Annotated in this window: 4 protein-coding genes; 1 reads left to right on the forward strand and 3 read right to left on the reverse strand. The window is 39.8% G+C overall.

Translation table 11 applies throughout. The annotated features are described in order from the left end of the window. Positions 1–138: 138 nt before the first annotated feature. Positions 139–11,496 (forward strand): VCBS domain-containing protein, encoded by an 11,358-nt coding sequence (locus tag AC2SLL_RS07710; protein ID WP_486531110.1) that lies wholly within the window; start codon positions 139–141, stop codon positions 11,494–11,496. Positions 11,497–11,798: 302 nt separating this feature from the next. Here AC2SLL_RS07710 and AC2SLL_RS07715 read toward each other — a convergent pair whose 3' ends face one another. The 3 genes from AC2SLL_RS07715 to AC2SLL_RS07725 form a co-directional block, all read right to left on the reverse strand. Then, positions 11,799–12,662 carry a tetratricopeptide repeat protein gene (locus tag AC2SLL_RS07715; RefSeq protein ID WP_486531111.1) on the reverse strand — a complete coding sequence of 288 codons (864 nt, stop codon included), beginning with the start codon at positions 12,660–12,662 and terminating at the stop codon, positions 11,799–11,801. 174 nt (positions 12,663–12,836) lie between these two features. Then, a complete protein-coding gene (gene coq7, locus AC2SLL_RS07720) occupies positions 12,837–13,478 on the reverse strand; it encodes a 2-polyprenyl-3-methyl-6-methoxy-1,4-benzoquinone monooxygenase (RefSeq protein ID WP_486531112.1) in 642 nt (213 codons plus the stop codon). Positions 13,479–13,641: 163 nt separating this feature from the next. Next, complete coding sequence (locus AC2SLL_RS07725) at positions 13,642–15,102, reverse strand: L,D-transpeptidase family protein (RefSeq protein ID WP_486531113.1); 1,461 nt, start codon at positions 15,100–15,102, stop codon at positions 13,642–13,644. Positions 15,103–15,601 lie beyond the last annotated feature (499 nt).

The following is a 15,601-nucleotide window of genomic DNA, read 5'->3' on the forward strand; positions in this document are numbered from 1 at the left end:
GGCAACCCAACCGAGGGCGACAAGCCAGTACTTAACCTAGTAGGCACTGATAAAGAAGCCGTTGAAGGCGCTGTTGATGACGCCATCGTCTTTGAAGTACAACTCACGGGCGCAACCGAACTTGAAACCACAGGTAAAGTGACCCTTAACCTAGGCGAGATTGAGCCTGAAGACATTCAATCCATCTCGTTTACAGACGGAGACGGCACCGTTAAGAGCGTAACAGTAGCAGAAGCACAAGCCGGTATAGACGTTACCATACCAGCAACAGGAGGCGTTACCCCGACCTTTACCATCGTACCGCTAGACGACTCTATCTATGAGCAATCAGAACAATTTAGCATGACGCTATCAGACGTTGTCAACGCGAAGGAAGGGACACTTGAAGACACAGGTGTGATACTAGACGAAGACCAAGCTGACAATGACAACAACCCGAACAACCCGGACGATCCGACTGACCCAACAGACGGCGACAAACCGACAGTAACCGTAGGCGATGCTGAAGTAACTGAAGGTGGCGAGCTTGTGCATACGGTCACAGTCAATGGCAAGACAGAAACGCCAGTGACCTATGACTTTAAACTAGAAGATAGCACCGCCACAGAAGGCGAAGATTACGACAACGATCCAACATTTAGTGATGGCGTAACCTATGACGCTGCGACTGGCACAATCACTGTACCAGCAGGCGTAGAGAGTTTCACTGTTACCTATCCAACCACACTAGATAAAATAGACGAAGCTGACGAAACCACCAAACTAACCATTGGTGGAGATGACGGTACAGGTACCATTCTTGATGATGACGATGCACCAGTCATCAACATCGTACAAACCGATGGTATTGCCAGTGAAGGAGGCGTTGCAGGAGACCCAGCAACAGATAGCCAAATCGTCTTTACCATCAACCAAGAAGGTATCAGTGACAAAGCCACGACCGTTGTTGCTAAGCTTGACTTAAAAGACGTAGAGCCTGAAGACATTGAAGACGCTACGACTAAAGTAGTGTTAACCAAAGCCGATGGCACAACTCAAGAATACACAGTAGCTGAGTTAAAAGGTGGCGTAGAAGTTGAAATACCAGCGGGCACAACTGCCGAGAACATGCCGAAATTTACCATTACAGCGCTTAACGATGACATTTATGAAATCGAAGAAACGCTAGGCATGAACATCTCAAGCCCAGTGAATGCAACGATAGGTACAGACGCAGTAACCGGTGTCATCAAAGACGAAGCCGATGCAGATGGCAACCCAACCGAGGGCGATAAGCCAACCGTTAGCATAGCAGCGACCGTCCCCGAAGTCATAGAAGGAGATGGCACAGCATTAGAATTTGAAGTTAGCCAAAATAACGAAAGCACAGTTGACACCACAGTATTAGTTAAACTGAATACTGACAACAGCACTATTGAGCCAGAAGATATCGAAAGAGTAGAATATACCGATGTAAATGGTACTGCTGTCGTATTGACTGATCCTACAAAAATAGCAGACTTCTTAGAGAACGGTGTAACCGTGAAAATACCAGCAGGTAGCAAAGAAGCCCCTGCAATTAAACTAACACCGTTTGATGATTACATTTACGAAGTATCAGAAAAAGCCGTACTAGAGATCAGCAACCCAGTAGGTGCCAAATTAGGCACACCGACTGCGACTGGTACCATCAATGATGAAAGTAAACAAGGTTCAGAAGACACCGTGTATGTACGCCTGACAGGTAATGACAAAGTGGTTGAAGGAGCGACAGGTACGACACCTAACGATGACAATAAGTTGACTCATACCATTAAACTGGTAGACAGTGTTGGTAATGCAGTTATATTACCTGAAGGAGAGTCTATTACTGTAACATTGAAGTTTAGTTCTGACTCTACATCGGATGCTGATTATGACGGTAGTAGGATTGGAACTTCAGTAAAACTAACTGGAACCACTGGCGGCAATAGCACATTTGAAATTACTCAAGAGGTTAAGGATGATTTGTTTAAGGAAGGGATAGAGAGTTATGTTCTAACACTAGAATCAGTTACCGATGATGATGGTGTGTTCGAAAATATACTAGTCGATACAACTAAAGATAATGTCACGGGTGAGATTATTGATAATATCGACCCGCAACCAGACACTGCCACAGTTATCGAAGATAATACGTTAATTGCTACCGGTAATGTTTTAAACAATGATGAACTTGGAACAGTTACATCAGTAACGCCAATAGATCCAACCTCAGCAGCAGGTACTGGGACATACGGAAGCCTGACACTTAACAGTGATGGTAGCTATAGCTATGTTCTAAATAACAACAGTGATGAAGTTCAGGCGTTGTCAAAAAATGCTTCGGTAACCGATCAATTTACATATACTCTAGCCGATGGAATAACAAAAGAAACTTTAACCATTACCATTAAAGGTACAAATGATGCCCCAGTACTAGATTTATCAAGTACAAGCGGTGTTATCGACGCCGACACAGGCTATTCAGATGACTTTATTGAAGGAAGCGGCGGAGTTGTAATTAGTGGAACAACAGGTATCGCTGATATTGATACAACAACTGTTGCTGATCTTATGTCAAAAGCGGTTGTTAAAATTACTAATCCGCATACTGGCGATGTATTAGATATTAGTAATTTGCCAGCTGGTACAGGTATTACCGCTACCTTACTGGGTAATTCTATCGTTGAGCTAACTGGCAATGCCAGTATTGCTGACTATCAATCAGTGATAAATACCATAAAGTTTAATAATACCTCTACTACACCAAGTGAAGTGGACCGTCTTATTGACGTGATAGTAACTGATGAACACGGTGTAAATAGTAATACGGCAACTACTGTTATTACGGTTGATGGAACACCACAAGCCGTTAATGATGTTGCTCACGTAGAAGAGGGAGGCAAGGTTATATCGTCTGACTCAACAAACCTAAACTTATTGACCAATGATGATTTAGGATCTCCTGCAACTACGATCACAAGCTTTAAATATACTAAAGAGGATGGCACACTCGCCACAGTTACTGTCGATACTGAAGTTGAAGTGGACACCCAATATGGATCATTAACCGTTAATGCTGATGGCTCATGGGAGTATACCTCTGATGCTACGGAAGATAATGCGCCACCTGTAGGCGTTACAGACACCATTACTTATACCATAACTGATGCCGATGGCGATACTAGCACGGCTGATTTTACCATCAAAGTAACCGATACTCATCCTGCAGCACTGCAGCCTGTGGTCACTTTACATGAGGATGACCTAGACAATGGTACAGATACGACGCCTGATTCGCTTATCGCCACTCGTAACCTTGGTATCGCAAAAGATGCCGATGATATCAGTGATGTTGTTTTCACAGACGCGCAAACCATTGTAGGTCTTAAAGCATTAGGTTTAACATCTGATGGTACGGAGTTGGCTTACGAGATAAGTACTGATGGTCATACAATAGTGGCCAAAGCGGGTAATGATGAAGTGTTTACTATTAGCTTAACCAATACAGATGATAGTTCAGGCAAGACTCAAGAGTTTGTGTTTGAGCTGAAAGGGCAACTCGATCATGACAATGGAGCGGGTGGAACTGATGAAATCACTTTGCCTGTTAAATACGAGCTTCAAGATACTGACAGCACCTCCATTCAACAATTTAATGTCAATATTATTGATGATGGGGTATTAGCCGTAGACGATACCATAGTTGAGGTAGTTGAGGGCTCTTATGATAGTGCTGATGACAGTACACTGCTAACGGGTAATGTATTAGAGAATGACATAGGCGCTGATCAAGATTTGGCAATTAAAGAGTTTACTTATACTAACGTAGATGGAAAAAAGATATCTTCGTCAGACTTTGGTAATGAGGTGGAAACACCAACGGGTTTACTGACTGTTCAGCAAAATGGTGATTGGATATTTAAAGCTAATAAAGCAATTGACAACCGTGACCCTGCACCTAATTTACAAGATGATGGTTCTTTCACTTATACAGCTGTGGATGCTGATGGTGATATTTCAAACAGTGCCACTCAAACTATTCGAGTAACGGATACTGCGCCAGTTATTGAGGAGGACAAAAACGTCACTTTACATGAAGATGACTTATATCCTGACTCTGGTGTAGCAGGTACAGACGAAGTAGAAGTAGTTGAAGCCTTTACAATATCAGGAAACAAAGATGATATTGCTGACATCTACTTTACTATTGCTGAGGGGACGCAAACAGACTACTTCCAAAGTGATGGTTTACCACTTTATTATCGCTATGCAGAAGTTGATGGTGTAACTGACTATAGTACAATCTATGCATCTACCACTCAGGCAGGTGAGTTAGTAGCTACCACGGTTGATGACCCTAATAACAATGTAGTTTTTAAGGTTGATATTAATCCAGATGGCTTGGCTTATATAGATGCAGGCGCTCTAACTTATACCGCTACGCTATATGATACTGTCAGACACTACAATATTGATTCTGATGGTGATGGTCGACTGGATGACATCATCTTTAAGCTCGACTATGCGGTTGTAGATGCCGATGGATCTATTGATAATGATCAATTTAACGTCAATGTTGAAAATAGAATCATTAATCGAGACCTAAGTTTCACAATGAATGAAGGGGACTTTGGCGATATTACCAATGATCAAGACATTGCCCTAAATGGTAAGGACGCTTTACTAATTAATGTCGCTGAAAACTTTGATGGCGGTGTCGTTACCATATTAAACTACGATAAAACCTCATCTATTGAGATATCACAAGGCGATTTAATTTATATAGATGTTAATGGTAACGCTTATGATACACCGGACAATGAAGCGGTCGTAGGAAGCCTCAGAGTGATTGGCAATGGAAAAATAGAGTTTAATCCTGAAGAAAACTATTCATCAATTAATAAACCAAATGATAGTAATTTGGGAACGCCTGATGAAGCTAATGGTTATGAGCAGACACCTAATACAGTGAACCTTAACTATAGTGTGATGTTTCATGTACGCGCCATTGATGATGAAACAGTTATTGAAAATCAGATTAATATAGAAGTCGATCCTGTAGCCGATGCACCTATTATTACTATGGATGCTCAAGAAGTTGTATCTACGGGAGAAACCGGTTCTAAGATATTCACGAATTATGTGGAAGAAGATGAGCTTCTAGATTTAACACCAGATGATACGACCGATAATAGTTTTGTACGAGGATTTAAGCTTGGTTTTAATGCGCCTATATTGGGTGATTTGGGTGTAGAAGATAGAACAACACCAATCACTGTAGATGCATCAGGCAATGAAGTTATTGATGCTAGTATTGTTGCAGATATTAATCTCGAAGATGATGACAATGGGGGGTCTGTAGATCGAAGCGAACGATTTGGAGCAATTACCCTAAGTGGCATACCGTCAGGTGCAGAGTTATTTTACTATGATGATAATGGCGATAAACAGACGGTCATTAGTAGCACGGGAGATGATGGCAAGGTTACGGTTAAGTTAACTGATGGTGTTCATATTAAGGATCTTACAGCTGATGTTGATATGACCAAAGCTCAATTTGAGTCGTTAATTATTTCTCATAAAGAGCATGATGCGAGTAACTTTACCGTAAATATGAGTGTTACTGAATATGAAGTAGATGCCGATGGTAAGCCTTTGTCAGAGCCTAATAATTCAAGTGCATCAGATACTATTGATGGTAAATTGATTGAAGAGACAACCTCAGTCGATATGCTTATCGATGTACAAGCTGTGACCGATATCCCAGTAATAGACTTAGTTGAACCGACAATGCTACCTGAAGGGACAACCTCTATTTCAATATCAAATGATCCAGATAATAGTATTGATAAGAACGACACCATCACAGCCGTAATCGATGAAGATACAAGCTTAAATCTTAAGTCTGTATTAAAAGAGACATTTGCAGATACCGATGGCTCAGAGCAGTATTGGTTTTCAATAGAAGGTTTAGAGGAGCTAAATGGTCAAGTCGTTACGATTAATGGGGAAAGCTATACAGTAACAGATGGTATCGTTATCTTACCTAAAGCAGTTATTGAAGGTAACGCCCTTGATCCAAGCTTTACATTTACACCACCAAAGGATTTTGCTGGGGTTATTAAAGCAACGATTAGGTTAGTGACTGAAGATAGAGATCCAGACTCGACGGATATTGAGCCTGTAATCAAACAAGAGTCTGCTTCTGTTGCACTAGACTTAACGGTCAACCCAACTATTGATGTGACTGCTGCAAACCCGCAAGGTAAAGAAGATACAGCGATATCACTGTTTAATCTAGCCAATGGTAATTCAATCTTTAGCATCACGGATGCAGATAATGGTGCACCAAATACTAATACAAGTGATGATGAGAGCTTCTCAAAAATTGGTATTTTACAATCATCACTCGATGCCAGTGGCGGAACAGTGCGTGATGGTAATGGTAATGTGGTAGATGTGTCTCAGCTTGCTACCGAAACAATTGATGGTAATACCTATTACATTTTTGGTAATACCCCAGTTGATGTTGCAGGATATACCATTACACCACCAGCTCACAGCAGTAAAGATATTCCTCTGACCTATTTTGTAGAGACAACGGACAGTTCTACTGGTACGGCTGTAACGGACAGTACAACGTTCGTTAAGGAGATTGTGGTTACGCCAGTTGCTGAAATAATTGAGGTTGGTGTTTCTGATACTGATGGCGACGGTAATGCTGATCTTAAAATGACTGATGGTCATACTTATAATCCATCTGAACACATAACTGAAAGAAATGAACTCTTAGACTCAGATATTGATACTTGGTTTACGCTAGGCAAAGAAGATGATGTATTATTCAATCTTAAAGTTGATTGGTCTAATGAAGATAATGTATCTTTAACGACACCACCAATAGAGCCACTTACCACACATAACAATTCAGAAGAGACATTTGCAAGAGTTAGCTTTGGGGTAGGCGACACTGCGGCAGGATCTACTGATGATGTTCCATTGGCAATTAAATTTGAAACTATGCCGGGTGCATTGTTCCGTTATAATAATGGCAGCGAATGGATCTCTGTGATACCTGCTGGCGATGACATGGGTGCTGATATCCCTGTAGCGTTCTTAGATACACTACAATTTGTGCCACCGGCATATGTCAGCGATTATGACCTTAATCATAATGATGAAGGAGAAGAGCTGCTTGGTAATGATGCATTTGATAACTTCTGGATTAAGGTGCAAGCTAAAACAGTTGATATTGATGAAGATGGATCAGGTTCAGATACGGCAGTTACTGGCACATCTTGGTTAAAAATACCAAATATTAATAGTGTTGCAGGCGAAGTTACCCTTACGGTTAGTGAAGCACAAGGACTTGAGGATGCAGGGCGTGGAAATGGCAATACTTCAAGTGATGTAAATGCAGATGATATTACAAATTATGGAGATGGTATCCCGCTGGTTATCAGGCCAACTTCGCGTGATTTAGATGGCTCTGAAACCTTCACTGTAACCATTAAAGATATACCCGACGGCTCTTCAATATATTACGATGGTACAGAGCTAATCGTAACAAATGGTCAAGTTGAGATTCCAAATTTCGATAGTGAAGCACCACTAATTCTGATACCACCACACAACTTTAGTGGAAAATTTGATTTAGTAGTTGAGGCAGTTGCTAAAGATGGTACCTCTACCAACGGACCTGCTACTCAAACGTTACCAGTTACTGTTCAAAACGTTGCTGATGTCGTCAAGAATGATACCTCCCTAAAAGAGTTAGCAACTATCGAAAATAGTACAAATAAGATTAATGGTATTGGGACAGAAGATACATCATTTAATCTATTAGAAATTTATAACCAGAACCCTGTCGCTTATGACGTCGATGAATCAGTGAGTTTCAAAATTGACTTTGCTCAAATGGACAGTTTGAAGTCTGACTTTAAAGTAACAGGGGCAACACCACTTGGTAGTGGGTTGTGGGGTTACAAATTAAAAGACTTGCTAAACGGCAACGTAAACATTGAAGCACCTGATAACTTTGCTGGTATTGCCAAGTTTCAAATCACACCCATTACAACTGAGCTTAAGTTAAATAAAGACTCGGCAGTTCATGATCCAGTAAATGTAAACGTCTTTTTCAAACCAGATGCAGCGGATAATCAGGTACCGACGTTAAATGTCACTCAAAATGAAGATGCAGCGTTTAGCTTAACATTGCCTACCGAGCCGAGTGTACCGACAAGTGGAAACACGCTAGATACAACAGACGGCACTACTGGATCAAATATTGGTGTTGAGAAAGTAACGACTTACTTCTTTACTGAATCTGAGTTAAGTGCTAGTAACCTAACTATTCAAGTAGACAATGGTACAGGGAACCTAGTTACACCAATTTTAAATAATGGCGCATATGAAGTAGCCGCTGGAAAAGCAGTGACATTTACTCCGAAAAATGATACACATTTGGATACAGACTATAATATCGACTACACGTATACCCTTGTAGACGAGGTCGGTACTACAATTAAAGACATTAATGGTAATGAAATCAATAGCATTTCTGCCACCCGTAGTGGGAGTATAGCAGTAGATGTGTTGCCTGTGACCGATAAGCCTACAATTGATAATGCTGATACAGTAGATGATGGTCTGTCAATAGTGATTAATGATGATCAAGGTGTTAAAACCATTAATGGTAATTCTGTTCCAGAAATTAAGTTTACCAAAACCGTGCAATTATCTTCGCCAGACAATGATGGTACTGAGCAGTTTACTCGTATAGAGGTAACTGGTGTACCCAAGGGTGTCTCTATTGAAAACGGTATTCAGTCTGCCGGTGTAGGAGATACCACTACATGGTATGTAGATGTGCCAAATGCCACAGCAGATAATACTTTTGACGATACCAATGCGCCCGGGTATGAATTGGTATTCTATAAACAAAGTGATATTTCTACTGGTGACTACGATATTACGATTAAAACCTTTACGCAAGATTTTGGTACACCTGCTGAAGGTGATGAGATTGCGGATGAGAATTCTACCACGGTATCGTTTAATTTGAATCTAGATGTAACTTCTGATGGAGACGATACGTCAACGCTTCAGCTAGTAGGTCAGGTCGAAATTGGCGATGTTGAAGTTAAAGAAGATACTCCAATTACTTTAAAAGATCTATTAACACCAGCAGGATTACCCAGCACATCGGTTCATTTAGGAAGTGATGCTCAAGATGACACTAGCTTTGCTTTTTCAATCGATAACTTACCTGAAGATGCCATGTTAGATTGGACAGGTAGCCCAATAGATGGCATAACCATTGCTAAAGTGGGTTCACGCTGGATTGTTAGTGGTACGGGTGATGACGATGCGCTTCAGAATGTTCTAGAAAATATTCAAATTACTGCGCCTGAAAACTACAGTACCAATAATACGAATGAGTATCCAAACGATCCCGATGGTATTGTTCCAGTTACCGTTTCACTTAATGCTTGGGATGAGCGTGACAATCAGTCTGGCAGTGATGCTGGTACATTGACTTATACCCCTGTAACAGACCCTATGCCAGAGGCTGTTCAGGAGTTAACCATCGACGAAGACACGACTGTCGATGTGACGATAAATCTTAACAATCCTGCTGACGGTGCTTATCACAAGATTGTCGATGGCAATATTATTTTGACATTGGATGAAACAGGTTATGTTACTGCAGGCCTTGCGCCAGGCAAGATTTTCTACAACGATGGTAATGGACTTGTTGAAATAATGCCTACAGATGGTAAGTATGTGATACCTGTTAATGGTAGTCCAGACAGTGTAGTTGTTAAATACCAGCCACAGGATAATAATGATACAGGCGAAAATGTTGTTACGATATCAGCAGAAGTGAAACACTATGAAGACTCTGAAATAGCTAGTCAAGTTGGCGAAACTTTAACCGCCAATATTGTAACCACTCTTAAGGTCGTTCCTGTAACTGATGGTGTCCAAATAAAAGACAATGAAACTACGAAAACTTCAAGTGAGGGCGGTGCAGTAAGTTTTGATAATTACACACTTGAAAATGCAGATCCTTCTGAATCAGGTGCATCTATTCAAGGCATTATTATTAAAGTTCCTGAGTTTGATGGTGAACAACAAAGTATTGATGCAACGGTCAGCTATCAGGATGCTAATGGAGACAATGTATTAGCAACTAACCTTGGTAATGGACAATGGCTTGTGCCATCTGCAGACGGCAATGCCGTACCATTCCAAATCAGTCCTCGAGATAGTTATAGTGGTGCATTTGATTCAACTGTACAGGTGGTAGATGAGCAGGGTCTAATATCAGCTCCTCAGACCTTCAAATTAGGGTTTACTCCTATTGCTGATGAAGTTAATTTTGAACCAACTAAGAGCTTAGGTGAAGCTTATGAGCCGACTTTATTGAACCTAAGCGCTAGAAAAGGCGACAATGTTGATGGTAGTGAAACAGTGACATTAATGATTGGTGCAGTGAATGGTAGTCCTGCATTAAATGATAATGTTAAGTTTACAGTGGAAGGAGTGGAGATACCTTTAAATGATGGCTCAGGAACTCAAAATAAGTCATATATAAGCAATGGCGATGGTACTTATACTTTGCTGGGTCTATCAGGAAACGATCTGGACAACGTTGCCATTATTCATGGTAGTTATGAAGGCAGTCTCAAAATAACTGCTAATAGCATTGATACCGCGAAGAATGTTAATGGTAATGATGTTACAGATACGATAATTTCTGAAGCTACTTTAATCTTGTCTATATCTCCATTAGGTGAAATCGTTTTAGACGATAATGATAATGTCTATAATGGCGAAGATATACCTGAAGGAGTTACGGTGAGAGCACGTGGCGGTAACGATACAGTAACAGGTACCGTAGAAGATGATAAATTATATGGTGAGTTAGGAGACGATACATTAAATGGTTTAGCTGGTGACGATCTATTACGTGGTTCATACGGAAACGACACCCTTAATGGCGGTGCTGGCAATGACGAATTATATGGTGGTAGTTCTAATGACATCTTAGATGGTGGGGAAGGTACTGATAAACTTTATGGTGATGGTGGCGATGATACGTTAATCTATCAAGCAGACAACACACTATACAATGGTGGCGATGGAGTAGACACGTTGTCAATTAATGAAGATAGCGGTACCTTAGACTTTAGTTCAATTGATTCGGCTTCTGTATTTGATCAACTTGAAGTTATTGATATGGAAGGTAATGGTAGTCAGACTATTATTGATATTGGCTTCAGTGATATTTTAGATGTTATTAATGATACAGACATGATTGATAAAGGTTTATATATAGAAGGGGATAGCTCTGACTCTATCTCGATCATTTCTAATGGTGGGACTTATAATGGCTTAAGTAATGGTTATCAAGTGTATTCATTTACTGATAGCAATGGCACTCATAATTTATACATTGATAATGAGATTAATATTACAGTATTGTAGTTTTTAAGCTTTCAGTTCCTCATTTGTTATTTGTTGCTAAATGCAAAAACTCCTATCACTAAATGTGATGGGAGTTTTTTTATTTTATTTAATATGTTGGTGTAATGGTACAACGTACACATTCAGGCTTATAGCCATCATGGTCTAAATGAACAACGTAAGCTATAGTTTTTAAGGACTTTTTTCTGATAAGACGTCCTAAATAACAGGAGTTTTTTCCATCCCACTTGATATGTCATAAAATAATAAAGCCACACAGGGTGGCTTTATTCTAATAAAACTTGACTAAGCTTTATTTAACATTAGTTAGAGGGTAGGTCCCATATATAGTACTTACCATTTTGCACTAAATTAATTTGTTGTGCCAAGATCTTATTACTGGGATCTTTTTCAAGCAAGCTTTGTAAACGAGATAATGCAGCACTACGATTATCGTTCAATAAATCAGCTTGAGCTAAACTTTGTTCAGCTTCTTTATAACCAAGAGACACGGCTTTATTGAGGTATTTTTTACTCTCTTTAAATCCGCCCCCTTCTGATAACATCATTCCATATAAGAAATTGGCCTCAGCACTGTCAGGCTGCCTGTCTATTGCTTTCGCAACATAAGTACTGGCACGAACGGCATAGTCTGAACCTAAGTCTAAGTTTCTAGCCATACCATTTAATTTAGCCGCTCTAATGAGAACGTCGTATGTTGCGTCAGAGTTTTCAGCAAAAGGACGAATCCAAGCTTCTAACTCTTTAAGTTTTTCTTTGGTGTAATATTTTTGTGAAGCATTTTTGAAGTTTGGTGGATAATGTCTGGCATTCGGACTGACTTCGGTAATAAAGTCGTCTAAAAGGCTGACGTCAATTTTCTCAAGACTATTTGAACGCATTTTTTGAATAATGACCGTAGGTAGATAAGATATATCGGACACACTAACATTTGGCGTAGGAATACCATCGATACGATTAGCAACAATATCAGTGGCATTACGTAAAGGATCTGTAAGTGCTTCTTGATTATCATATTGGATGCGGTGTACTGATCCAGTAACCTTCTGCTCAAATGTTTCTACATTAGCGCTGGTTGTTGATTGAGCCGTAGCAATATTAGTAGCTGACATTAAACCTAATAGAACAGCGCTAGATATTATGTGTTTGCGAAATTGTCTATTCATTTTCTATTCCTTAGTTTTTATAAGAACAATTATTTTTAATAAGATTAATTGTCAATGGCGTCATTTTCAAATTTCAAAGGATGCTTAAGCATTAATTTGGTTCATTATGATTATAATTAATTTGTTTCCTTAAAAAGAGCTCAATAAAAAAATACATGCGTCAATTAAAAATATTTAAATGTGGTATGCAACCTCTTTCATACGGTTCGCAAGCCATCGCATTGAAACTCTTACCGGCTCAGACAATGTTTGACCACCGTGATACAACGCCGCCTCACGATGTTGTAACTCTTCAATATCCATTTGGGCAAGTATCTCTTTAGTTCGAGTGTCCTGCTCAGGCAGTTGTTCTATATGCTCCTGCAAATGCTCGCTAACTTGGGCTTCAGTTTCTGCAACGAACCCCAAGCTAAATTCGTCAGATAGTATTCCAGCGATAGCCCCTAGACCAAATGACAAGCCATACCATACCGGGGTAAACACACTTGGATGACTGCCTAGCTCATCTAAACGGGTCTCGCACCATACTAGATGATCAATTTCTTCATCAGCGGAATGTTGCATTGCTTCTTTTACGGCATCATTTTTTGCCGTAAATGCTTGACCGTGATACAGACCTTGAGCACAAACTTCGCCAGTATGATTAATTCTCATTAGTCCTGCTACGTGACGAGATTCATTAATCGATAATTCAGGTATTTCATCTGAGCTAACAGGTAGAGGGCGAGCCGTTTGATTAGAGTGTGGAATGATAGCTCTTAAACTACTGTCAATCCCTATAATTGCCCGATCAATAAAACTTAAATGCTTACCCATAAAATCTCCTAATTGCATTAAGCTTAATATATGATGCCTATTACCAAGTCAAATAAAGAGATATTAAACCTGAAAGATGCATTTTAAAACGTATAGACTAATAAATTTATAACTGACTATATTTCTAAGCACAGTCAGTTATAAAAGTGCTAAATCACAAATATTATTTAAGCTCAACCATAGCGCCGCCTTGGATGTTTGAATAAACTTCAAGTACATCCCAGTTGGTTAAACGGATACAACCATGTGAGGCCTGACGACTAATACCTTCGGGAATTGGTGAGCCGTGAATACCGTAAGAAGGTTTAGATAAGCCCATCCAAACGACGCCTACGGGGTTATTCGGACCAGGCGGTAGCATGTAAACTTTTTTATTGTCATCTTCACCAACGGTTGCTTTATACCAAGGCATTTTAACCTTGTTGACAATCTTGTATGTGCCACTTGGCGATGGAGTGCTACTGCTGCCAACCGTTGTGGGGTAAGTAGCAACTAATTTATCACCATCATAGGCGTATAGGATTTTGTCCCCTTTTTTAGCAACAACTCTAGTGATACGTGCTTTCAAGGGTTCACCAACATTAATAACTGTGATAGTTTCGCCCTCATTAAAGCTCTTTCCTTTGTTTAATCTCTCAAGGTATCGAACATCCATATGAAAACGTTCTGCTAACATCTCTTTAATGTTTTTGTAGTACAGCCCTTTCAGCTTCGACTTTGCTTCAGAGCCAGAAGGTATATTAGCAAAGTTTGTTTTCACATCATCGTTGGTTATTTTATATTCCACCAGCACTGGCATCTTTGGGTTGATATTTTTGGTTAACTCATTCCATGTTGCCTCAGTCATTTTACCGGTTCTCGGTAAGCCATGCATAGTTTGGAAGTTTGCAAGGGCTTTTTTGCTATTCATACCCCAGCCACCATCGATAGGACCTGGAGAGGCATGGTTCCAATCAAGTAAGGCTTGAAGTTTGACGGTCATTGCGGTGTTTTTACGCATGTTAGTTGACCACGTTGCGTTGTTAACTTGTTTAGCGTAATGTGACAAATTAGTCGTGGTGTAAAGTTTACCATCTCTGTTTTCTATACTTTTGATAGAGTCTTCATTAACAATTGAGCTGGCCGCAACAGCCTGTCCAGTCTCAGCATCACTATGGATTTGTTCGTCAATCTCTTCTTCTACCTCAGCCTCTACGGCTTCTTGGTCCATTGCAGGTTCAGTGGTGGTGGCTACTTGCTGTTGTGGTTGACCACTTGTTACTTGATTTTGCCCGTTAGCATCGTTAGCAGTGCTAAGATTATCATCGTTGTCTGACTCTGGGTCATTAGAGTCTACTTCATCTACTGGAGTAATACTTTTTTGCTGCTCAATAGCCAATACGTCATTGATAAGCTCAGACAGACTATCTACAGGTTTGACTGGCAAAGTTTGATTTTGCACAGCCATTGCATGACTACTTATACCAATAAGGAAAGTAGTCAATGAGGTTGCTAAAATTTTTGGCATAAATTTCACAGGTTTTTTGGTCATAGCATTTGCCGTAACGATAGTTGTTGTGGGATTTTTGGTAGTAATCGCGACATCGTGAGCAGCTTTGTGCTGCAGAAGGTTTAAATGAGTCATAATTAAAAAATTTGTGTTAAAAAGTTGCTGCTATTATGCGATGAATTTAAGCTTCTGGCAAATGTTTACCACAATTTAGATACCAATAGAAACAATAACGGTAATGCAACGTTCATAAGTAGTGAAGCCTGAATAACATCAATAAATAGTTATTTGTCGTTAGCAATGATATGAATGATATCTAGTCATTAAAAAGACTTTTACAAAAGTATCAGTTTCAACAATTCGTTAAATGTACTTATATAAGTAACCGTATACTTTCAGGTTCAGTCCCTGTATTTTTAGACTCTATGAGTACATATAGTTAATGTTACATATAGTTAATGTATAGAAAAGGGGGGGAGCGACAGCTTACAAAAAGAGGGGCATAAAGAAAAGCATAAAGCAAATAGACACACAAGAAAACAGAAGCGACAAACGTATAACAGATATAGATATAACATTTGTTTGTCATTATAATGATAAACTCAACGGTTATAGTGCATTATGATGCCAATGG

It is taken from the genome of Psychrobacter sp. CX97 (assembly GCF_057396285.1).

Bases quoted from the DNA above. Each gene is read 5' to 3' on its own strand.
- AC2SLL_RS07715 (WP_486531111.1), bottom strand. From the start codon at position 12,662: ATGAATAGACAATTTCGCAAACACATAATATCTAGCGCTGTTCTATTA.
- coq7 (WP_486531112.1), bottom strand. From the start codon at position 13,478: ATGGGTAAGCATTTAAGTTTTATTGATCGGGCAATTATAGGGATTGAC.
- AC2SLL_RS07725 (WP_486531113.1), bottom strand. From the start codon at position 15,102: ATGACTCATTTAAACCTTCTGCAGCACAAAGCTGCTCACGATGTCGCG.